The 21,142-nt window shown below is 60.2% G+C and carries 18 protein-coding genes; 12 read left to right on the top strand and 6 right to left on the bottom strand.

From position 1 onward, the window contains the following. Window positions 1-34: 34 nt before the first annotated feature. Entirely contained in the window at window positions 35-1,069 is a 1,035-nt protein-coding gene (gene dapD, locus INT12_RS04705) for a 2,3,4,5-tetrahydropyridine-2,6-dicarboxylate N-succinyltransferase (protein ID WP_193058772.1), read from the bottom strand. A 32-nt stretch (window positions 1,070-1,101) separates the two neighbouring features. Beyond that, window positions 1,102-1,464: an ArsC family reductase gene (locus INT12_RS04700; protein WP_193039388.1), complete on the bottom strand. Its 363-nt coding sequence runs from the start codon at window positions 1,462-1,464 to the stop codon at window positions 1,102-1,104. A 212-nt stretch (window positions 1,465-1,676) separates the two neighbouring features. Between INT12_RS04700 and INT12_RS04695 the strand changes: the two genes are divergently transcribed. Further along, entirely contained in the window at window positions 1,677-3,320 is a 1,644-nt protein-coding gene (locus tag INT12_RS04695; RefSeq protein WP_017844735.1) for a Na+/H+ antiporter, read from the top strand. Window positions 3,321-3,516: 196 nt separating this feature from the next. On the opposite strand, the gene INT12_RS04690 is transcribed toward INT12_RS04695, so the two are convergent. From INT12_RS04690 to map, 4 genes are all read right to left on the bottom strand, one after another. Then, window positions 3,517-4,230: a M12 family metallopeptidase gene (locus tag INT12_RS04690; protein ID WP_193039389.1), complete on the bottom strand. Its 714-nt coding sequence runs from the start codon at window positions 4,228-4,230 to the stop codon at window positions 3,517-3,519. Between the two features lie 89 nt (window positions 4,231-4,319). Beyond that, window positions 4,320-5,519 carry a succinyldiaminopimelate transaminase gene (dapC, locus tag INT12_RS04685; RefSeq protein ID WP_046490180.1) on the bottom strand — a complete coding sequence of 400 codons (1,200 nt, stop codon included), beginning with the start codon at window positions 5,517-5,519 and terminating at the stop codon, window positions 4,320-4,322. A 39-nt stretch (window positions 5,520-5,558) separates the two neighbouring features. Continuing rightward, on the bottom strand, window positions 5,559-8,261 hold the full coding sequence (locus tag INT12_RS04680; protein ID WP_046490182.1) for a [protein-PII] uridylyltransferase: 2,703 nt from the start codon (window positions 8,259-8,261) through the stop codon (window positions 5,559-5,561). Window positions 8,262-8,325: 64 nt separating this feature from the next. Beyond that, on the bottom strand, window positions 8,326-9,108 hold the full coding sequence (gene map / locus INT12_RS04675) for a type I methionyl aminopeptidase (protein WP_017844739.1): 783 nt from the start codon (window positions 9,106-9,108) through the stop codon (window positions 8,326-8,328). Window positions 9,109-9,497: 389 nt separating this feature from the next. Between map and rpsB the strand changes: the two genes are divergently transcribed. The 11 genes from rpsB (at window position 9,498) to lpxD (ending at window position 21,038) form a co-directional block, all read left to right on the top strand. Next, window positions 9,498-10,235: a 30S ribosomal protein S2 gene (rpsB, locus tag INT12_RS04670; RefSeq protein WP_017844740.1), complete on the top strand. Its 738-nt coding sequence runs from the start codon at window positions 9,498-9,500 to the stop codon at window positions 10,233-10,235. Window positions 10,236-10,426: 191 nt separating this feature from the next. Beyond that, window positions 10,427-11,290, top strand: coding sequence for a translation elongation factor Ts (gene tsf / locus INT12_RS04665; protein ID WP_017844741.1), 864 nt, complete (start codon window positions 10,427-10,429; stop codon window positions 11,288-11,290). A gap of 210 nt (window positions 11,291-11,500) precedes the next feature. Further along, window positions 11,501-12,244 carry a UMP kinase gene (gene pyrH, locus INT12_RS04660; protein WP_003172271.1) on the top strand — a complete coding sequence of 248 codons (744 nt, stop codon included), beginning with the start codon at window positions 11,501-11,503 and terminating at the stop codon, window positions 12,242-12,244. Then, the gene (frr, locus tag INT12_RS04655) at window positions 12,241-12,798 is read left to right on the top strand and encodes a ribosome recycling factor (protein WP_017844742.1); all 558 of its coding nucleotides are present in this window, start codon (window positions 12,241-12,243) and stop codon (window positions 12,796-12,798) included. Before pyrH ends, frr begins: the two co-directional genes overlap by 4 nt. A gap of 16 nt (window positions 12,799-12,814) precedes the next feature. Further along, entirely contained in the window at window positions 12,815-13,570 is a 756-nt protein-coding gene (uppS, locus tag INT12_RS04650) for a polyprenyl diphosphate synthase (protein WP_017844743.1), read from the top strand. Next, complete coding sequence (locus tag INT12_RS04645; RefSeq protein ID WP_193039390.1) at window positions 13,570-14,376, top strand: phosphatidate cytidylyltransferase; 807 nt, start codon at window positions 13,570-13,572, stop codon at window positions 14,374-14,376. The genes uppS and INT12_RS04645 overlap by 1 nt, the downstream gene beginning before the upstream one ends. Continuing rightward, window positions 14,373-15,563 (top strand): 1-deoxy-D-xylulose-5-phosphate reductoisomerase, encoded by a 1,191-nt coding sequence (ispC, locus tag INT12_RS04640; RefSeq protein ID WP_193039391.1) that lies wholly within the window; start codon window positions 14,373-14,375, stop codon window positions 15,561-15,563. The genes INT12_RS04645 and ispC overlap by 4 nt, the downstream gene beginning before the upstream one ends. Before the next feature lie 53 nt (window positions 15,564-15,616). After that, window positions 15,617-16,969 carry a sigma E protease regulator RseP gene (gene rseP / locus INT12_RS04635; RefSeq protein ID WP_017844746.1) on the top strand — a complete coding sequence of 451 codons (1,353 nt, stop codon included), beginning with the start codon at window positions 15,617-15,619 and terminating at the stop codon, window positions 16,967-16,969. 74 nt (window positions 16,970-17,043) lie between these two features. Further along, on the top strand, window positions 17,044-19,431 hold the full coding sequence (bamA, locus tag INT12_RS04630; RefSeq protein WP_017844747.1) for an outer membrane protein assembly factor BamA: 2,388 nt from the start codon (window positions 17,044-17,046) through the stop codon (window positions 19,429-19,431). Window positions 19,432-19,475: 44 nt separating this feature from the next. Beyond that, window positions 19,476-19,979: an OmpH family outer membrane protein gene (locus INT12_RS04625; protein WP_003172279.1), complete on the top strand. Its 504-nt coding sequence runs from the start codon at window positions 19,476-19,478 to the stop codon at window positions 19,977-19,979. 3 nt (window positions 19,980-19,982) lie between these two features. Continuing rightward, entirely contained in the window at window positions 19,983-21,038 is a 1,056-nt protein-coding gene (gene lpxD / locus INT12_RS04620; RefSeq protein WP_017844748.1) for a UDP-3-O-(3-hydroxymyristoyl)glucosamine N-acyltransferase, read from the top strand. Window positions 21,039-21,142 lie beyond the last annotated feature (104 nt).

The raw sequence follows: 21,142 nt of genomic DNA, 5'->3' as shown, positions 1-21,142 counted from the left end.
GGATCGGGGCCCGCGAGTGGCATCGAGTCGCTGCTTAGTTGTGAGCGTGCAGCGCTTCGTTCAGTTCGATGGCCGACTTGTGGGTTTTGCACTCCACGGCACCGGTCTCGGAGTTACGGCGGAACAGCAGGTCCGGCTGGCCGGCCAGCTCACGCGCCTTGACCACTTTGACCAACTGGTTGCGCTCGTCGAGCAGGGCAACCTTGGTCCCGGCGGTGACATACAGGCCCGATTCCACGGTGTTGCGGTCGCCCAGCGGGATACCGATACCGGCGTTGGCGCCGATCAGGCAGCCTTCGCCGACCTTGATCACGATGTTGCCGCCACCCGACAAGGTGCCCATGGTGGAGCAACCGCCGCCCAGGTCCGAACCCTTGCCGACAAATACGCCGGCCGAGACACGGCCTTCGATCATGCCCGGGCCTTCGGTGCCAGCGTTGAAGTTGACGAAACCTTCGTGCATCACGGTGGTGCCTTCGCCCCCGTAGGCGCCCAAGCGGATACGCGCCGCGTCAGCGATACGCACGCCGCTGGGTACGACGTAATCGGTCATTTTCGGGAACTTGTCCACCGAGAACACTTCCAGCAGCTCGCCACGCAGGCGCGCTTCGAGTTGGCGTTCGGCCAGCTCATTGATGTCGATCGCGCCCTGGCTGGTCCAGGCCACGTTCGGCAGTTGCGCGAATACACCGGCCAGGCTCAGACCGTGGGGCTTGACCAGGCGGTGGGACAGCAGGTGCAGCTTGAGGTAGGCCTCAGGCGTGGAAGTCAGTGCGGCGTCTTCGGCCAGCAGGGTGGCGACCAGCGGGGTATGGCTTTCAGCCAGGCGGGTCAGCAGGGCTGCCTGGGTCGCGTCGACGCCTTTGAGCGCGTCAGCCAGTTGCAGGGCTTGGGCGACGGTGAAGGTGATCGCCTGGTTGCCTTCGCTGTAACCGAGGATCGGCGCGATGGCGGCGACGACTTCCGCCGACGGGTTGAGCACGGGTTGTGCGTAAAACACTTCCAGCCAAGCACCTTGGCGGTTCTGAGTGCCGACGCCGAAGCCCAGGCTGAACAGGGAATTGGACATGCTGTTACCTCTACAAAAATGGGATGGCCGGCCTACTTGAGGGCTGCCGAATAAGTATCTGGCTTGAAGCCAATCAGGGTTCTGTCTCCGAGATCAAGCACCGGGCGCTTGATCATCGAGGGTTGTGCGAGCATCAATTCAATGGCTTTCGACTGATCGAGATCGGCTTTGCGTTCGTCTTCGAGTTTGCGAAAGGTGGTGCCCGCACGGTTCAAAACCACCTGCCAACCGTGCTCGTTGCACCATTGGGTCAAGTGTTTGCGGTCGATACCGACGGTTTTGTAGTCATGGAACTCGTAGCTCACGCCGTGCTCGTCGAGCCAGGTGCGGGCTTTTTTCATGGTGTCGCAGGCTTTGATGCCGAAAAGGTGCAAGGTTTTACTTGATACGGTCAAGGAATTGCCCCCCTTTGGACCAATGAAGATGAAAGGTCTGGGATTATGCCACGACCAGCGGGTTTGGGTGCCGCTCGTCTCTAGCGTGGATTGCCCCGTGCGACTATTGTGCGAAAGCCATCGCACAGCATAGGCAGCTAATATGGCACTTCAATGGTGAGTTGTTGCCTGATGTGTGTCGTTGCAAGTCGATTGTCCGGGAAAACCGCGTTATGCAAACCGCCTACACCGTTCTTATCTTGCTGATGCTGGTCAGCGTTTCGCGTCTGGTCTGGCGAGTCATCCCACTGCCGTTACCGCTGGTGCAGATTGTCGCCGGGGCCTTGCTGGCCTGGCCCACGTTGGGGCTGCATGTCGCGCTGGACCCGGAGTTGTTTCTGTTTCTGTTCCTGCCGCCGCTGTTGTTCTCCGATGGCTGGCGCATGCCCAAGCGCGAACTGTGGCGCCTGCGCGGGCCGATTCTGACGTTGGCAGTGGGGCTGGTGCTGTTCACCGTGGTCGGCGCTGGCTACTTCATTCATTGGTTGTTGCCTTCGATTCCATTGCCGGTGGCCTTTGCCCTGGCGGCGGTGTTGTCGCCGACGGACGCCGTGGCGGTGTCGGCCATTTCCCAGAACCGTTTACCCACGCCGTTGATGCATATGCTCCAGGGCGAAGCCTTGATGAACGATGCCTCGGGCCTGGTGACCTTCAAGTTCGCCCTGGTGGCAGCCTTGACCGGGGTGTTTTCCCTGGCGGATGCCAGCCTGACCTTTGTACTGGTGGCCATCGGCGGTCTGGCGGTCGGGATCGCGTTGAGCTGGCTGGTGGGGCGCTTGCGTGTCTGGATGATTGCGCGAGGCTGGGACGACCCGGCCACCCACGTTGTGTTCATGTTGCTGCTGCCGTTCGCCGCCTATGTTCTGGCCGAACGCCTGGGCGCATCGGGGATTCTTTCGGCCGTGGCGGCGGGCATGATGCAAAGCTGGCTGGACCTGCTGCCCCGCCAGACCAGCACGCGCTTGCTCAATCGCAGTGTGTGGTCGCTGCTGGAGTTTGCCTTCAATGGCTTGATCTTCCTGCTGTTGGGGCTGCAACTGCCGGACATCATCAAGGCGGTGGTGAGTCATGAAACCACGCTGTGGCCGACCCTGCTGTATCGCTGCCTGGACGTGGTCGCGATCTTCCTGGTGTTGTTGGTATTACGCTTCATCTGGGTGCAAAGCATCTGGCGTCTGTCGGGCGTGCTCCGGCGCCTGCGTGGGAAAAGCGAGCTTACCCTGGTGCCGACGGCGCGTTCCTGCTGGCTGTTGACCGTGGGCGGTGTGCGCGGGGCGGTGACGTTGGCCGGTGTGATGTCGGTGCCCTTGCTGCTGGCGCCGGGCAAGGCGTTCCCGGAACGCGATCTGCTGATCTTTATCGCGGCCGGGGTGATCCTGCTGTCGCTCGTCGCTGCCTGTATTGCGTTGCCGCTGCTGCTGCGCGGCATTGAAAAAAGCCCCGATGAAAAACACCACAATGAAGTGCGCGAGGCGTGGAAAAAGACTGCCGTGGCGGCGATCCATGCGCTTGAGGTCGAAGAACCCACCGAGAGCCCTCCCGCGGACGCCGCCCAGGCCGCACTGGCTACCGAGCTGAAGGCGCGACTGATGTCGGAATACCGGCATCAGTTGGACGTCTTCAACGACTCCGCCGAAGCCCAGGCGCTGGCGTCGCAGATGGACCAACTGGAGCGAAAGCTACGGCTCAAGGCGTTGCGGGCGCAGCGCTTGGAGTTGTATAGCCTGAGCCGTCATCACCGGATCGGGGATGACGTGTTGAGGGAGGTGTTGGACGATCTGGACATGAGTGAGGCGAACCTGGGGTCGCCGAAGTAGGCAATTGGGGGCCGCCGTGCTGCCGGCGCTGAGTGTGTGGTGCCTTAAACGGTGCAGTCTGAGTCGGCATCACGAAAGCGTGGATGACGGATCACGGCGGGCATGGGGACGAGACACTGGTTGATTCGTGCCAATTGCAGGAAAGTTCCCGGCGGTGTTGAGTGAATACGTGAGCCGATGTTTACTCCTGGGCCCGCTACGTCGGGTTGACCGGGGGGTACAGCATTCTGATCGTTTGCTTGTCGCCCGCGGAAAGGGTTGTGTTTTTAGGAATGGCCTGGCCGTTGCGCCTCAATGCTGCCGGAATTTCATAATGCATCACGGACTGTGGATCGTATGGGGTGATCTGCAGGCCGGGCCGGTTGTCTGGCTCAAGGATATGCTCGCGTACCATGGCTTCGTTGAAAGAGTCGCTGGTGTAGTAGTCATACACTTGGGGGCTGTCCCAATCCAGGCTGTTCTGCGGGTGTTGGTGTTCGTGCAATAACCCGAGGGCGTGGCCGAATTCGTGCAGGGCCGTACTGCGCAACTTCTTCGAGTCGTCGGTCCGGTTGAGGTGCATCGTGGGTTGATCTTCATCGATGCGCTTGGCCTCTGTGCCAATGGCAGACCAATTGCCCTTGAGCCCTTCATCGTCAGAAATACGAATATCGCCCGTCTTGCCTTCGACGATATTGAAGCGCAGGGCCGGCGTGTGGTGGGCCCATTCGCGGATGGCGTCCACCACCAGCGCTTTGCTTTTTTCGCTGCTCAGGTCGAGCGCAACAGTGACCACGCCGGCCGGCCAGCGCTTGTCGCTGTCGGCGATGCCTCTTTTGGTTCGCCCGGCGGATTCGGGAGGGGAGGTGTGGTTATTCGGGAGCGGCTCATAAGCGGGGGGAGGGGCGAGCGGCGGGGTGATTAGGCTCATAGGCATTACTCGTAGGAAGTTTGCCTATTGGTGGTGAGCGAGTGAACAAGGTTCCCGCACTGTGCGACACAGTGCGGGATGTGGCGAGGTTACTTCCTGCGTTGAATGAAATCGCGAATGCGCTCAGCCGCTTCCACGCACTCCGCCAGTGGTGCAACCAATGCCATGCGAACGCGCCCGGCGCCTGGGTTGACGCCGTCCACCTCCCGCGACAGGTACGAGCCGGGTACTACGGTCACGTGTTCTTGCACAAACAGATCGCGACAGAAGGCGGCATCGTCACCCTCTACATTCGGCCACAGGTAGAAACCACCATCGGGGGCTTGTACGTCCAGCACCGGCTTGAGGATCGCCAGCACGGCGTCGAATTTTTCCCGATACAGGTCGCGGTTGGCCTGGACGTGGGCTTCGTCCTGCCAGGCGGCGATGCTTGCCAGTTGGGTTTGCACGGGCATCGCGCAGCCGTGGTAGGTGCGGTACAGCAGGAAGGCCTTGAGGATGTCGGCGTCGCCGGCCACGAAGCCGGAACGCAGGCCCGGCAGGTTGGAGCGCTTGGACAGGCTGTGGAACACCACGCAGCGTTTGAAGTCCTGGCGGCCGAGTTCGACGCAGGCGCTCAACAGGCCCGGCGGCGGGCTTTGTTCGTCGAAGTACAGCTCGCTGTAGCACTCGTCGGCGGCAATCACGAAGTCGTATTCGTCGGCCAGGGCGATGAGCTTTTTCAGGGTGTCGACCGGGATCAGCGCGCCGGTCGGGTTGCCGGGGGAGCACAGGAACAGGATCTGGCAGCGCTTCCAGACGTCTGGCGACACGGCGTCGAAATCCGGGTTGAAGCCATTGGCGTCCAGGCACGGCAGGTAGTGCGGCTTGGCGCCGGCCAGGAACGCAGCGCCTTCATAGATCTGGTAGAACGGGTTCGGGCTTACCACCAGCGCGTCGTCACTGCGATTGACCACGGCTTGGGTGAAGGCGAACAGTGCCTCGCGGGTGCCGTTGACCGGCAGGATGTTACGCGCCGGGTCCAGCCAGCCCTTGGGTACATTGAAGCGGCGTTCGCACCAGGCCGCGATGGCTTCGCGCAGCGCCGCAATGCCCAGGGTGGTCGGGTACACCGCCATCTGGTCGAGGTTATTGCTCAACGCCTCGGCGACGAAGGTCGGCGATTTATGCTTGGGCTCGCCGATGGACAACGCGATCGGACGTTTGTCCGGGTTCGGCGTGACGCTGCCGAGCAGGGCGCGCAATTTTTCGAACGGGTAGGGCTGCAGCTGGTTCAGGGCGTTGTTCATCGGTGGATCTCGTGCAAGGCGTTAAAAACTGGGCGGGTATCAAATCGTCAGGCGCGTCAGCTCGACCCCGGGCTCCTGGTGAACGCTCAACTGCTGGACGATTGCATCCTGCAGGCGGCGGCACAGTTCGGGGTCGGACAGCGGCTGGTTGTCGGCGTCGGTAATGAAGAACACGTCTTCCACGCGCTCGCCGAGGGTCGCAATCTTGGCGTTCTGCAACGACAGGTCGAACTCCAGGAAAATCCCGCCGATCCGCGCCAGCAGACCCGGGCGATCCGGCGCGCTGAGTTCCAGCACCGTCACCGGGCGCTGGGCGTCGTTGGAAATGGTCACCTGGGGCGCAAACGCAAAATGCTTGAGCTGGCGTGGCACGCGACGCTGGATGATGGTCGGGTAGTCGTCCGGGTTGCGTAACGCTTCGGTCAGGCCTTCGCGGATCTTTTTCACCCGCGCCGGGTTATCGCCGATGGACTCGCCCTCGGTGTCGAGCACGATGTAGGTGTCGAGGGTGAACTGGCTGCTGGAGGTGATGACCCGGGCGTCGTGGATGTTCAGGTTGAGCTGGTCCATGGCCGCCACGGTCACGGCGAAGAAGTCGTGCTGGTCGGGGGCGTAGATGAAGATCTGCGTGCCGCCTTCGAACTCGCGTTGGGTCGTCTCTTTGATCAGCACCAGCGGGCCGCCATCGGCCGGTTGCTGCAGGATTGCATCGCTGTGCCAGGCCACGTCGCCGGCGGTGTGGCGCAGGAAGTAATCGTCGCCCAGTTGCGACCACAATTGTTCGACGTCGTCCGGGTCGTTGCCGCCGCGCACCAGGATATCCAGGGCCGCGCTTTGGGTGCGGCGGATCTGTTCTTCGCGGTCCACCGGGTTTTCCAGGCCCCGGCGCAGGGCGCGCTTGGTCTCGGTGTACAGCTGGCGCAACAGGCTCGCGCGCCAGGAGTTCCAGAGGGTCGGGTTGGTGGCATTGATATCGGAAACGGTCAGCACATACAGGTAGTCGAGACGGGTTTCATCGCCGACGATCCCGGCGAAGTCGTGGATCACCTGCGGGTCGGACAAGTCCTTGCGCTGGGCGGTCGTCGACATCACCAGATGGTTCTGCACCAGCCAGACAATCAGGCGGCTGTCCCACAACGGCAACTGGTGACGCTGGCAGAACGCCTCGGCGTCGACTGCACCGACTTCCGAGTGATCGCCGTGGCGGCCTTTGCCGATGTCGTGGTACAGGCCGGCCAGGTAGATCAGTTCGGGTTTGGGCAGCTTGGCCATCAGCTTACTGGCCAGCGGGAATTTCTCTGACACCTGGGTGTACTGCAGCTTACGCAGGTGCTTGATCAGGTTCAGGGTGTGGGCGTCCACGGTGTAGATGTGGAACAGGTCGTGCTGCATCTGCCCGACGATAAAACCGAACTCCGGCAGGTAACGCCCGAGGATGCCGTAGCGGTTCATCCGCCGCAGGTTGCGGTGGATGCCGATCTTGCACTTGAACAGCTCGATGAACAGGCTGGTGTTGCGGATGTCATTGCGAAAGTCATCGTCGATCAGGTGACGGTTTTCTCGCAGCAGGCGAATGGTGTCGGCGCGCACGCCTTTGATTTCCGGCTGCTGGGCCATCAGCACGAAAATTTCCAGCATGGCAAACGGCGTGCGGCGGAACACGTTGTCGTTGCGCGCCTCGATATAGCCGTCGTGCAGCTGGAAACGCGGGTTGATCGGCTGCGGCGGCGCTTCGTCTTCCGGGGCCAGGATCACTTCTTCGAAGTGCTGGATGATCAGGTCGCTGAGCTGGGCGATGCTCATGACCACCCGGTAGTACTGCTGCATGAAACTTTCGATGCTGGTCTTCGCGTCTTCGCCCTCGAAACCCAGCAGGGTGGCGATGGAGCGCTGATGGTCGAACAGCAGGCGGTCTTCGGCGCGCCCGGCGAGCATGTGCAGGGCGTAGCGCACTTTCCAGAGAAATTCCTGGGACGAGGCGAGCAGGGCGTTTTCGCTTTCCATCAGAAAGCCTTCACCGGCCAGGGCGCGCAGGTTCAGGGTGCCGTACTGGCGACGGGCGACCCATAAAATCGTCTGGATATCGCGCAAGCCCCCCGGGGAGCCTTTGACGTTGGGTTCCAGGTTGTATTCGGTGTCGTTGTACTTGTGGTGCCGGGCTTTCTGCTCGGCGCGCTTGGCCAGGAAGAACTCCTTGCTCGGCCACATGTGCGCGGTGCTGGTGACTTCGAGCATGCGTTGGCGCAGACGCTCGGGGCCGGCGATGGTGCGGCTTTCCATCAGGTTGGTGATGACGGTGAGGTCGGCGCGGGCTTCTTCGCCGCATTCGGCCACCGAGCGCACGCTCTGGCCGACTTCCAGGCCGATGTCCCACAGCAGCGTCAGAAAACGCTCGATGGAATCGCGAAAGATCTCATGGTCGGCGCTGTCCAGCAGGATCAGCAGGTCGATGTCCGAGTAGGGGTGCAGCTCGCCGCGACCGTAGCCGCCGACCGCCACCAGGGCGATATCGGCGTCTTCGCTCCAGTTGAACTGTTCCCAGGCCTTTTGCAGGATGTTATCGACGAACCAGGCGCGGTCCTCGATCAGCCGACGGATGTCCCGGCCGCTGCGAAAGCGCTCGTCGAGCACCTCGCGGGCCTGGCGGATAGCCTTCTTGAAGGCAGCGATAGGGCTGGCCTTCAGCGCCAGTTCGGCCTGGAACTGGCCACGGTCGAAGAGTTCGGGATCCACCTGGGGCATCGTTCGGCTTTCCTTTCTATCTATCAGTCAGTCACAACACAGTCTGGGAAAACCAGGGCAGCCGTTACGCCGAGATGCGTGGGATGGTGTCGTCCGCGCGCAGGGTGAAGATCTCGTAGCCGGTGTCGGTGACCAGCAGGGTGTGTTCCCACTGGGCGGAGAGCTTGCGGTCCTTGGTGATGGCGGTCCAGCCGTCGCCCAGCACCTTGGTGTCGGCCTTGCCCTGGTTGATCATCGGCTCGATGGTAAAGGTCATGCCGGCTTTGAGTTCCATGCCGGTGCCGGCGCGGCCGTAGTGCAGGATCTGCGGCTCTTCGTGGAACACCTTGCCGATGCCGTGGCCGCAGAACTCACGGACCACCGAGAAGCCGTTCTTTTCAGCATGCTTCTGGATCACTTCACCGATATCGCCCAGGCGGCAGCCGGGTTTGACGATTTCAATCGCCTTGTACATGCATTCCTGGGTCACCTGGGACAGGCGCTCGGCCCAGACCGGCACGGTGCCGACATGGAACATGCGGCTGGTATCGCCGTGGTAGCCGTCTTTGATGACGGTGACGTCGATGTTCAGGGTGTCGCCGTCTTTCAGCGGTTTGTCGCCGGGAATCCCGTGGCAGACCACGTGGTTGATCGAGGTGCAGATCGACTTGGGGAAGCCCTTGTAGTTCAGCGGGGCAGGGATAGCTTTTTGCACGTCGACTATATAGTCGTGGCAAATGCGGTCCAGCGTTTCGGTGGTGACGCCGGGCTTGACGTGTTCGGCAATCATTTCCAGCACGTCGGCCGCCAGTTTGCCGGCAACGCGCATGCCGGCAATGTCTTCGGCGGTTTTCAAGGTAACGGTCATACAGGCTCTCTCTCTAGCGCGAGGCGCTGAAATCAATACGGTTTACGGGTGTGCGACAAAAGGTTGCAGAATTCGCACAAGCCCTGAAAAACGCGATTCTACCAGACGCGGGCGGCAAACCATGAGCGTCTGGCCATCGGTTATCTCTATAAGGTGGGGCTATAGTGGCGCGATTCAAAGGGTTGCGCAAAAGTCGTTGGCGGCAAATGTGATTGCGGGTTTCGTTTTTTCCCTTCGTGTGGTATAAAATGCGCCGCTTTCCGGGGATACCCCGCGAAGCTTAAATCCACACACGTGTCGACACGATGACCTGGGTGCCGGAGGCCTTGATGCCGCTGGTTGGTCATTGGGATACGTGGAGGCCAAACCCGACTTATTAAGGAACTATCATGTCCCAAGTCAACATGCGCGATATGCTGAAGGCCGGTGTGCACTTCGGTCACCAGACCCGTTACTGGAACCCGAAAATGGGTAAATACATTTTCGGCGCGCGTAACAAGATCCACATCATCAACCTTGAAAAAACCCTGCCAATGTTCAACGAAGCTCTGACTTTCGTAGAGCGTCTGGCCCAGGGCAAAAACAAGATTCTGTTCGTCGGCACCAAGCGTTCCGCTGGCAAGATCGTTGCTGAAGAAGCAGCACGTTGCGGTTCGCCGTACGTCGATCACCGCTGGTTGGGCGGCATGCTCACCAACTTCAAAACCATCCGTGCTTCCATCAAGCGTCTGCGTGACCTTGAAGTGCAAGCCGAAGACGGTACTTTCGCCAAGCTGACCAAGAAAGAGGCGCTGATGCGTACTCGCGACCTGGAAAAGCTCGATCGTTCCCTGGGTGGTATCAAGGACATGGGCGGTCTGCCTGACGCACTGTTCGTTATCGACGTTGATCACGAGCGCATTGCGATCACCGAAGCCAACAAGCTGGGCATCCCTGTTATCGGCGTAGTCGATACCAACAGCAGCCCAGAAGGCGTTGACTACATCATCCCAGGCAACGATGACGCCATCCGCGCTATCCAGCTGTACATGGGTTCGATGGCTGACGCTGTCATCCGCGGTCGCAACCACGTTGCTGGTGGTACCGAGCAGTTCGCTGAAGAAGCTCCGGTAGCCGCAGCTGAGTAATTGACGCCCTGGCGTTGACTCAGTAAGCAAAAAGGGGGCTTGGCCCCCTTTTTGCCCCCTCGAAAACCATTTGTCGGCAGCGCAGCTACAACATCTGTAACGTGCAGCGGCCTACAAGGGTGATTCGGGAAGAATTGATCGCCCGTTTGATCGGGTGGAATGGTTGAAAACCTATCCAAGAGGATTTTGAAATGGCAGAGATTACTGCAGCGTTGGTTAAAGAACTGCGTGAGCGTACCGGCGAAGGCATGATGGATTGCAAAAAGGCCTTGACCAAGGCTGGCGGCGACATCGAAAAAGCCATTGATGACATGCGTGCTTCGGGCGCCATCAAGGCTGCCAAGAAAGCAGGCAACGTTGCTGCTGAAGGCGCCATCGCGCTGAAAGAAGACGGTAAATCCGCAGTTCTGCTGGAAGTGAACTCGCAGACCGACTTCCTGGCTCTGCAGGACGACTTCAAGGCATTTGTTGCTGCCAGCATTGAGAAAGCGTTCGCTGACAAGCTGACTGACGCCGCTCCGCTGATCGCCGCTCAAGAAGCTGATCGCCTGGTACTGGTCGGCAAGGTTGGCGAAAACGTCAACATCCGTCGCCTGGCTCGCGTTGAAGGTGATGTTGTCGGTGGTTACCTGCACGGCAACAAGATCGGCGTTGTGGTTGCCCTTAAAGGCGGCAGCGTTGAGCTGGCCAAAGACATCGCTATGCACGTAGCGGCCAGCAACCCTGAATTCCTGCTGCCATCGGAAGTGTCCGCTGAAGCCATCGAACGCGAAAAAGCCGTGTTCCTGAGCCTCAACGCTGACAAGATCGCGGGCAAGCCAGAAAACATCGTTGAAAACATGATCAAAGGCCGTATCAGCAAGTTCCTGGCTGAAGCGAGCCTGGTTGAGCAGGCGTTCGTCAAGAACCCTGAAGTCAAGGTTGGCGAACTGGCCAAGAAAGCCGGTGCTGAAATCGTTTCCTTCACTTACTACAAAGTAGGCGAAGGCATCGAGAAGCCGGTCGACAACTTCGCTGAAGAAGTTGCTGCCCAGCTGGCTGCCGCCAAGCAATAAGACGGTTTTCAACTGTCGCCCGAAAGAGGCTGCCCGCTCACGCGCGCAGCCTCTTTTCAAATGGGAAGGCTAATTTTATTTGGCTTCCCTTCGGAACTGGCTTACAAAGCCGTGTTCCGATGGCGCTGTGATAGCGTCCAGCTAGAGTGAACGCAAGCCGTAAACGGCTCGCCAAGAATTTTTTAAAATACGCCGCAGGAGAGATTCGCAATGGCTCAGCAGGGCAGTGGTTATCAGGCTCGCTATAAACGCATTCTACTCAAGCTCAGCGGCGAGGCCCTGATGGGCTCGGAAGAGTTCGGGATCGATCCCAAGGTACTCGACCGCATGGCGCTGGAAGTTGGCCAATTGGTCGGCATCGGCGTGCAGGTCGGCCTGGTGATTGGCGGTGGCAACCTGTTCCGCGGTGCCGCACTGAGTGCGGCGGGCATGGACCGGGTCACCGGTGACCACATGGGCATGCTGGCCACTGTGATGAACGCCCTGGCCATGCGCGATGCCCTGGAGCGCGCCAACATCTCGGCGATCGTGATGTCGGCTATTTCCATGGTAGGCGTGACCGATCACTATGACCGTCGCAAAGCCATGCGCCACCTGAACGCCAAGGAAGTGGTCATCTTCGCCGCCGGTACCGGCAACCCGTTCTTCACCACCGACTCGGCCGCATGCCTGCGTGCGATTGAAATCGATGCTGACGTCGTGTTGAAAGCGACCAAAGTCGACGGCGTATACACTGCAGATCCATTCAAAGACCCGCATGCCGAGAAGTTCGATCATCTGACCTACGATGAAGTGCTGGATCGCAAGCTGGGCGTGATGGACCTGACGGCAATTTGCCTGTGCCGCGACCACAAGATGCCGCTGCGCGTATTTAACATGAACAAGCCCGGCGCCCTGCTGAACATCGTACACGGCGGCGCGGAAGGCACTCTGATCGAGGAAGGCCAACAATGATCAACGAAATCAAGAAAGACGCCCAAGCGCGTATGCACAAATCCCTGGAGTCTCTGGCCCATGCATTCGGCCAGATTCGTACAGGCAAGGCGCACCCCAGCATTCTGGGTAGCGTGATGGTGCCGTACTACGGTACCGACACCTCCATCACCCAAGTGGCCAATATCACCGTAAAAGACTCGCGCACCCTGCAAGTCGTCGCCTTCGAGCGCAACATGCTCGCGGCGGTCGACAAGGCGATCCAGAGCGCCGGCCTGAACCTCAACCCGACCAACCTGGGCGAGTTGCTGCTGATTTCCATGCCAGCCCTGACTGAAGAAACCCGCAAGGGCTTCACCAAGCAGGCGCGCAGCGCAGCAGAAGATGCACGTGTTGCCGTGCGCAACATCCGTCGCGATGCCCTGGGCGAGCTGAAGAAGCTGGTCAAGGACAAGGAAATCAGCGAAGACGAAGAGCGTCGTGCGGCGGCTGATATCCAGAAGCTGACCGACAAGGCCGAAGCTGATATCGATGCGGCCACCAAGCAAAAAGAAGCGGACTTGATGGCCGTATAAGGGTCAGGGCGCTTTCATGGAAAAGACCAAGCAGACTGTGCCCTCCGTGGTGCCGCGCCATGTCGCGATCATCATGGATGGGAATAATCGCTGGGCGAAAAAACGCTTCCTGCCTGGCGTCGCCGGGCACAAAGCGGGTGTCGATGCGGTACGGGCAGTGATCGAGGTATGCGCCGAGGCCAAGGTCGAAGTGTTGACCTTGTTCGCGTTTTCCAGTGAAAACTGGCAGCGCCCGGCCGAGGAAGTCAGTGCCTTGATGGATCTGTTCTTCAGGGCTCTGCGTCGTGAGGCCAAGCGCCTCAACGACAACAACATCACGCTGCGCATCATTGGTGATCGCTCGCGGTTCCACCCGGAGCTGCAAGCGGCCATGCGTGAGGCCGAAGCCATTACCGCCGGCAGTAACCGTTTTGTGCTGCAGATTGCCGCCAACTACGGTGGCCAGTGGGACATCGCCCAGGCTGCGCAACGGCTTGCCCGTGAAGTGCAGGCCGGCCACCTGCAGCCGGACGAGATCACGCCCGAACTGTTGCAGACTTGCCTGGTTACCGGCGACCTGCCGCTGCCGGACTTGTGCATCCGTACCGGTGGCGAGCACCGCATCAGTAATTTCCTGTTGTGGCAGTTGGCCTATACCGAGCTGTATTTCTCCGACCTGTTCTGGCCGGACTTCAAACACGATGCCATGCGTAAAGCGCTGGCCGATTTCGCTTCCCGTCAGCGTCGCTTCGGTAAAACGAGCGAGCAGATCGAAGCTGGAGCCCGGGTTTAATGCTTAAACAACGAATCATCACTGCACTGATCCTGCTGCCGATTGCCTTGTGTGGCTTTTTTCTGCTCGACGGATCCGGCTTTGCGCTGTTCATCGGCCTGGTCGTGACGCTCGGTGCCTGGGAATGGGCGCGTCTGGCCGGCTTCAGTGCGCAGTTGCCGCGGGTGGTGTATGCCGCCATCGTGGCGCTGTTGCTGTTCCTGATGTATATCCTCCCCGATCTCGCTCCTTGGGTGTTGGGTGCGGCGGTGCTGTGGTGGGCGTTGGCGACCTTCCTGGTGTTGACTTATCCGCGCACCAGCAGCCAGTGGTCCAGTGTTGCCTGCAAGCTGGTGATCGGCTTGTTGATTCTGCTGCCGGCCTGGCAAGGGCTGGTGGAGATCAAGCGTTTTCCGATCGGCAATGAGTTGATCCTGGCGGTGATGGTGTTGGTCTGGGGTGCCGATATCGGTGCCTACTTCTCCGGTCGGGCCTTCGGCAAGCGCAAGCTGGCGCCGGCGGTCAGCCCGGGCAAGAGCTGGGAGGGCGTGTACGGCGGCCTGGCCTTGACCTTGGTGATCACGCTCGTGGTCGGTGTTGTGCGTGGCTGGTCGGTGAAAGAGGTGTGCCTGGCCTTGCTGGGCGCGGCCATCGTCGTATTGATCTCGGTCGTGGGCGACCTCACCGAGAGCATGTTCAAGCGCCAGGCCGGGATCAAGGACAGCAGTAATCTGTTGCCGGGCCATGGCGGCGTGCTGGACCGTATCGACAGTCTGACCGCTGCGATCCCGATCTTTGCCGTGCTGTTGTGGATGGCTGCGTCGTGAGCCGCCTGCAACAGGTCACCGTGCTGGGTGCGACCGGCTCGGTAGGGTTGAGCGCCCTGGATGTGATCGCGCGCCACCCGGAACGCTATCAAGTTTTCGCATTGACCGGCTTCACTCGCCTGACTGAGCTGCTGGCGTTGTGCGTGCGCCATGCGCCACGTTTTGCCGTCGTGCCTGGGGGCGCCGCCGCGCGAGGCTTGCAGGATGACCTGCGCGCCGCCGGCCTGGCCACTCAGGTGCTGGTGGGCGAGGAAGGGTTGTGCCAGGTGTCGGCCGATGCCGAGGTGGATGCCGTGGTGGCGGCCATCGTCGGCGCCGCTGGCTTGCGCCCGACCCTGGCCGCCGTCGATGCGGGCAAGAAGATCCTGCTGGCTAATAAAGAAGCGCTGGTCATGTCCGGCACACTCTTTATGCAGGCGGTGCGCAAGAGCGGGGCGGTATTGCTGCCGCTCGACAGTGAGCACAACGCGATTTTCCAGTGCATGCCCGGCGATTTTGCCCGCGGCCTGAGCCAGGTCGGTGTACGCCGGATTTTGCTGACAGCATCCGGTGGGCCTTTTCGCAAAACTCCGCTGGCGGACCTGGAGCATGTGTCTCCGGATCAGGCGTGCGCCCATCCGAACTGGTCCATGGGGCGCAAGATCTCCGTGGATTCGGCCAGCATGATGAACAAGGGCCTGGAGTTGATCGAGGCCTGCTGGTTGTTCGATGCGCGGCCCGATCAGGTCGAGGTGGTGATTCATCCGCAAAGTGTGATTCATTCCCTGGTCGACTATGTGGATGGCTCGGTGCTGGCGCAGTTGGGTAACCCCGACATGCGAACGCCGATCGCCAATGCCCTGGCCTGGCCTGAGCGGATCGATTCCGGTGTTGCACCGTTGGACCTGTTCGCGATTGCACGCCTGGACTTCGAGGCGCCGGACGAGCAGCGCTTTCCATGCCTGCGCCTGGCGCGACAAGCCGCGGAGGCGGGCAACAGCGCGCCGGCGATGCTCAATGCGGCTAACGAGGTGGCGGTGGCGGCGTTTCTCGAACAGCGCATCCGCTTTCCGCAGATCGCGAGTATCATCGAGGATGTTCTGAGTCTTGAGCCCGTGGTGGCTGTGAATGATCTGGGGGCAGTGTTCGAGGCGGATGCCAAGGCCCGCGCCCTGGCCGAACAATGGTTGAGCCGCAACGCGCGTTAGTCTTTGGGCGTGTTTGCGTCTTCAGGCACTGGATTGGAATGCGGAGAAATTAGATGAGTGCGCTTTACATGATTGTCGGCACCCTGGTTGCTCTGGGTGTGCTGGTTACCTTCCACGAATTCGGCCACTTCTGGGTGGCGCGTCGTTGCGGCGTCAAGGTACTGCGCTTCTCCGTTGGTTTCGGCATGCCGTTGCTGCGTTGGCACGACCGCCGCGGCACCGAGTTCGTGATCGCGGCCATCCCCTTGGGCGGCTACGTCAAGATGCTCGATGAGCGCGAAGGCGAAGTGCCGGCGGATCAACTGGATCAGTCCTTCAATCGCAAGACCGTTCGTCAGCGCATCGCTATCGTCGCCGCCGGCCCGATCGCCAATTTCCTGTTGGCCATGGTGTTCTTCTGGTTCCTGGCCATGCTCGGCAGCGAACAGATACGCCCGGTGATCGGTGCGGTTGAAGCGGACAGCATGGCGGCGAAGGCGGGATTGGTCGCCGGGCAGGAAATTGTTTCCATTGATGGCGAACCAACCACCGGTTGGGGCGCGGTCAATTTGCAGTTGGTACGTCGCCTGGGCGAAAGCGGCACCGTCAAGGTGGTGGTGCGCGAGCAGGACTCTTCCGCCGAGACCCCGCGTGAACTGGCCCTCGACCATTGGCTCAAGGGGGCCGATGAGCCGGACCCGATCAAGTCCCTGGGTATTCGCCCGTGGCGCCCGGCCTTGCCGCCGGTGCTCGCCGAGCTTGACCCGAAAGGCCCGGCCCAGGCCGCAGGTCTGAAAACCGGCGACCGCCTGCTGGCCCTCGATGGTCAGGCGCTGGGCGACTGGCAGCAAGTGGTCGACCTGGTGCGTGTACGGCCTGATACCAAAATTGTGCTGAAAGTTGAGCGCGATGGTGCTCAAATCGACGTCCCCGTGACCCTGGCGGTTCGCGGGGAAGCCAAGGCGGCCGGGGGTTACCTCGGTGCTGGCGTGAAAAGCCCGGAGTGGCCGCCGTCGATGATGCGCGAGGTCAGTTTCGGGCCGTTGGCGGCAATTGGCGAGGGTGCGAAACGCACTTGGACCATGAGCGTGCTGACTCTCGAATCGCTCAAGAAAATGTTGTTCGGCGAGCTCTCGGTAAAAAACTTGAGTGGGCCGATAACCATTGCTAAAGTGGCGGGCGCTTCTGCCCAGTCGGGTGTCGCGGATTTCCTGAATTTCCTGGCTTATCTGAGTATTAGCCTTGGGGTTCTGAATTTGTTGCCCATTCCAGTATTGGATGGGGGGCATCTGTTGTTTTATCTGGTCGAGTGGGTGCGTGGTCGCCCCTTGTCGGATCGGGTGCAGGGTTGGGGGATACAGATCGGTATCAGTTTGGTGGTCGGGGTGATGTTGTTAGCCTTGGTCAACGATCTGGGACGACTGTAACGCTTCGCTGAATTGCGAATCTGCCGCATTTTGCGGCAGTTTGTTTATTGCCAGTTGGAATAAGAAAGGACTTCATGAAACGTCTGCTGCTAACTGCGGTTCTCACCGTATTGATGATCGCCGAAGTTCACGCCGAGTCCTTCACTATCTCCGATATTCGCGTCAACGGCCTCCAGCGGGTTTCCGCGGGTAGCGTCTTTGGTGCCTTGCCGTTGAACGTCGGGGAACAGGCTGATGACCGTCGCCTGGTGGAATCCACTCGTGCGCTGTTCAAAACCGGGTTCTTTCAAGATATCCAACTGGGTCGCGAAGGTAACGTCCTGGTCATCACCGTCGTCGAGCGACCTTCCGTCGCCAGTATCGAGATCGAGGGTAACAAGGCGATCTCCACTGAAGACCTGATGAAGGGCCTCAAGCAATCCGGCCTGGCCGAGGGCGAGATCTTCCAGCGCGCCACCCTCGAGGGTGTGCGTAACGAGCTGCAACGCCAGTACGTTGCCCAGGGCCGCTACTCCGCGACCGTGGAAACGGAAGTGGTCCCGCAGCCTCGTAACCGTGTCGGCCTCAAGGTCAACATCAACGAAGGCACCGTGGCGGCCATTCAGCACATCAACGTGGTGGGCAACACCAAGTTCCCTGATGAAGACCTGATCGGCCTGTTCGAGCTCAAGACCACCAACTGGCTGTCGTTCTTCAAGAACGACGACAAGTACGCCCGTGAAAAACTCTCCGGTGACCTGGAGCGCTTGCGTTCCTACTACTTGGACCGTGGCTATATCAACATGGATATCGCTTCGACCCAGGTGTCCATTACCCCTGACAAGAAGCATGTGTACATCACCGTCAACGTCAACGAGGGTGAGAAGTACAAGGTCCGCGACGTCAAGCTCAGCGGCGACTTGAAAGTGCCTGAAGACCAGGTCAAGGCCCTGTTGCTGGTGCAGAAAGACCAGGTGTTCTCGCGCAAGCTGATGACCACCACGTCCGAACTGATCACCCGTCGCCTGGGTAACGAAGGCTATACCTTCGCCAACGTCAACGGCGTGCCGACCCCGCACGATGACGACCACACCGTGGACATCACCTTCGTGGTCGACCCGGGCAAGCGTGCCTACGTGAACCGCATCAACTTCCGTGGCAACACCAAGTCTGCGGACGAAGTGCTGCGTCGTGAAATGCGTCAGATGGAAGGTGGCTGGGCGTCGACCTACCTGATCGACCAGTCCAAGACCCGTCTTGAACGTCTGGGCTTCTTCAAGGAAGTCAACGTCGAAACCCCGGCCGTACCGGGTGTGGACGACCAGGTTGACGTGAACTACGCCGTTGAAGAACAAGCCTCGGGCTCGATCACCGCCAGCGTCGGTTTCGCACAGAGTGCCGGCCTGATCCTTGGTGGTTCGATCACCCAGAACAACTTCCTCGGTACCGGTAACAAGGTTTCCATCGGCCTGACCCGCAGCGAATACCAGAGCCGCTATAACTTCGGTTATGTCGACCCCTACTGGACCGCTGACGGTGTGAGCCTGGGCTATAACGCCTTCTACCGCACCACCGACTACAAAGACCTCGACGTCAACGTTGCCAGCTATGCGATCGACAGCCTGGGTGCCGGCGTCAACATCGGTTACCCGATCAGTGAGACCTCGCGTCTGACCTTCGGCCTGACCGCGCAGCAGGATGAGATCAAGACCGGTGTGTACACCGTGGATGAGATCTTCGACTTCACCCGTCGCGAAGGCGACAAGTTCCTGAACTTCAAGGCGTCTGCCGGCTGGTCCGAGTCGACCCTGAACAAAGGCGTACTGGCCACCCGCGGTCACTCCCAGAGCGTGACCCTGGAAGCCACCACGCCGGGCAGCGACCTGTCGTTCTTCAAGCTCGACTACCGTGGCCAGTTGTTCCAGCCTTTGAGCGACAACTACACCATGCGCCTGCACACTGAACTGGGCTATGGCGACGGTTATGGTTCGACCAACGGCTTGCCGTTCTATGAAAACTACTATGCTGGTGGTTTCAACTCGGTGCGTGGCTTCAAGGACAGCACCTTGGGTCCTCGTGGTACCCCTAGCCGTGGCGCTGGCGTGACCGGTAACACCGGTACCGTGGCGGATACGGACACTAGCGCACTGCCATTCGGTGGTAACGTGCTGATCCAGGGTGGTGCCGAGATCCTGTTCCCACTGCCGTTCGTGAAAGATCAGCGGTCCCTGCGTACTTCGGTTTTCTGGGATGTGGGTAACGTATTCGACTCCAAGTGCGATCAGGTCACCAACCCGACTGGCGTGAAGTCCAATACCCAGTGTAACGAAGTAAGCCTCAGCAACCTGGCGAGCTCCGTAGGTGTTGGCGTGACGTGGGTGACTGCGCTTGGTCCGTTGAGCTTTGCTCTGGCTATGCCAGTCAAGAAACCGGATAACGCTGAAACCCAGATTTTCCAATTCTCCCTCGGCCAGACGTTCTAAGCGTCTGACCCAAGATAACGACAACGGATCTGTAGGAGTACATCGTGCGTAAGTTGACTCAATTGGTTCTGCTGGCCACTGTGCTGGTAACCACCCCGGCCTTCGCCGAGATGAAAATCGCCGTCCTGAACTATCAGATGGCCCTGCTGGAATCCGACGCGGCCAAGAAGTACGCGGTGGATGCCGAGAAGAAGTTCGGTCCGCAACTGACCAAGCTCAAAACGTTGGAAAGCAGTGCCAAGGGCATCCAGGATCGTCTGGTAGCCGGTGGCGACAAGATGCAGCAAGGCGAGCGCGAGCGCCTGGAGCTTGAATTCAAGCAAAAGGCCCGTGACTACCAGTTCCAGTCCAAGGAACTGAACGAAGCCAAGGCTGTTGCCGACCGCGAAATGCTCAAGCAGCTCAAGCCGAAACTCGACAGCGCTGTGGAAGAAGTCATCAAGAAAGGTGCCTTTGACCTGGTGTTCGAGCGCGGCGCCGTGATTGACGTCAAGCCTCAATACGACATCACCCGCCAGGTGATCGAGCGCATGAACCAGCTGAAGTAAGCCATGACCGCGACTATCAAGCTCGGCGAGTTGGCCGAGTTCCTGGGAGCCACCTTGCGTGGTTCCCCGGAGAAAGAAATCACTGGGCTAGCCACCTTGCAGGAGGCTGGCCCATCTCAGTTGAGCTTCCTCGCAAATCCCCAATACCGTAAATACCTGGCCGATAGCCAAGCCGCAGCCCTGCTGCTGAAGGCTGCTGACGCCGAGGGTTACGCCGGGGATGCGCTGGTGGTGCCTGATCCGTACCTCGCTTATGCGCGGGTATCCCACCTGTTCGATCCGAAACCCAAGGCGGCTGGAGGGATCCACCCGACGGCGGTGATCGCCGATGATGCCCAGGTTGATCCTGCGGCGAGCATTGGCGCCTTTGCCGTGATCGAAAGTGGCGCGCGCATTGGCGCCGGTGTCACCGTGGGCGCTCAGTGCTTTATCGGCGCACGCTGTGAAATCGGTGCCGATGGCTGGCTGGCGCCCCGCGTGACCCTGTACCACGATGTGCGTATCGGGCAGCGGGTGGTCATTCAGTCGGGCGCAGTGATCGGTGGCGAAGGCTTCGGTTTTGCCAATTCGAAAGGCGTTTGGCACAAGATTGCCCAGGTCGGCGGCGTATTGATCGGCGACGATGTGGAAATCGGCGTCAATACCGCTGTTGATCGCGGGGCTTTGGCCGATACCGTGATCGGCAATGGTGTGAAGCTCGATAACCAGATCCAGATTGCCCACAACGTACAGATTGGCGATCACACCGCCATGGCGGCCTGCGTAGGCATATCCGGCAGCACCAAGATCGGCAAGCATTGCATGCTCGCCGGTGGCGTAGGGCTGGTTGGGCACATCGATATTTGCGACAACGTCTTCATCACCGGCATGACCATGGTCACCCACTCGATTACCGAGCCCGGTGCCTATTCGTCCGGTACCGCCATGCAGCCTGCGGCTGAATGGCGCAAGAGTGCAGCGCGTTTGAGGCACATCGACGACATGGCTCGACGTCTCAAACAGCTGGAAAAGCGTGTTGGGGACGTGACCCCTGGCGGTAATGCTTCATCAGAAGGCTGATACCATTTCCATATCAAGTGTGCACAGCCGCTAGACTGCCTCCTTGATTTGCTAGCGGGGCGTGCGTTTAGTCGCCCGCCCCCAATCTTTATTACAGGCTTCCC

Origin of the sequence: Pseudomonas sp. K8 (assembly GCF_014889455.1) — a bacterium.
Lineage (GTDB): Bacteria > Pseudomonadota > Gammaproteobacteria > Pseudomonadales > Pseudomonadaceae > Aquipseudomonas > Aquipseudomonas veronii.
This window is presented reverse-complemented; position numbering and strand designations above follow the sequence as displayed.

What these genes read in the sequence shown, in the direction of transcription:
- dapD (WP_193058772.1), bottom strand. Translation starts at nt 1,069, where the DNA reads ATGTCCAATTCCCTGTTCAGCCTGGGCTTCGGCGTCGGCACTCAGAAC.
- INT12_RS04695 (WP_017844735.1), top strand. Translation starts at nt 1,677, where the DNA reads ATGCAAACCGCCTACACCGTTCTTATCTTGCTGATGCTGGTCAGCGTT.
- INT12_RS04690 (WP_193039389.1), bottom strand. Translation starts at nt 4,230, where the DNA reads ATGAGCCTAATCACCCCGCCGCTCGCCCCTCCCCCCGCTTATGAGCCG.
- dapC (WP_046490180.1), bottom strand. Translation starts at nt 5,519, where the DNA reads ATGAACAACGCCCTGAACCAGCTGCAGCCCTACCCGTTCGAAAAATTG.
- INT12_RS04680 (WP_046490182.1), bottom strand. Translation starts at nt 8,261, where the DNA reads ATGCCCCAGGTGGATCCCGAACTCTTCGACCGTGGCCAGTTCCAGGCC.
- map (WP_017844739.1), bottom strand. Translation starts at nt 9,108, where the DNA reads ATGACCGTTACCTTGAAAACCGCCGAAGACATTGCCGGCATGCGCGTT.
- rpsB (WP_017844740.1), top strand. Translation starts at nt 9,498, where the DNA reads ATGTCCCAAGTCAACATGCGCGATATGCTGAAGGCCGGTGTGCACTTC.
- tsf (WP_017844741.1), top strand. Translation starts at nt 10,427, where the DNA reads ATGGCAGAGATTACTGCAGCGTTGGTTAAAGAACTGCGTGAGCGTACC.
- pyrH (WP_003172271.1), top strand. Translation starts at nt 11,501, where the DNA reads ATGGCTCAGCAGGGCAGTGGTTATCAGGCTCGCTATAAACGCATTCTA.
- frr (WP_017844742.1), top strand. Translation starts at nt 12,241, where the DNA reads ATGATCAACGAAATCAAGAAAGACGCCCAAGCGCGTATGCACAAATCC.
- uppS (WP_017844743.1), top strand. Translation starts at nt 12,815, where the DNA reads ATGGAAAAGACCAAGCAGACTGTGCCCTCCGTGGTGCCGCGCCATGTC.
- INT12_RS04645 (WP_193039390.1), top strand. Translation starts at nt 13,570, where the DNA reads ATGCTTAAACAACGAATCATCACTGCACTGATCCTGCTGCCGATTGCC.
- rseP (WP_017844746.1), top strand. Translation starts at nt 15,617, where the DNA reads ATGAGTGCGCTTTACATGATTGTCGGCACCCTGGTTGCTCTGGGTGTG.
- bamA (WP_017844747.1), top strand. Translation starts at nt 17,044, where the DNA reads ATGAAACGTCTGCTGCTAACTGCGGTTCTCACCGTATTGATGATCGCC.
- lpxD (WP_017844748.1), top strand. Translation starts at nt 19,983, where the DNA reads ATGACCGCGACTATCAAGCTCGGCGAGTTGGCCGAGTTCCTGGGAGCC.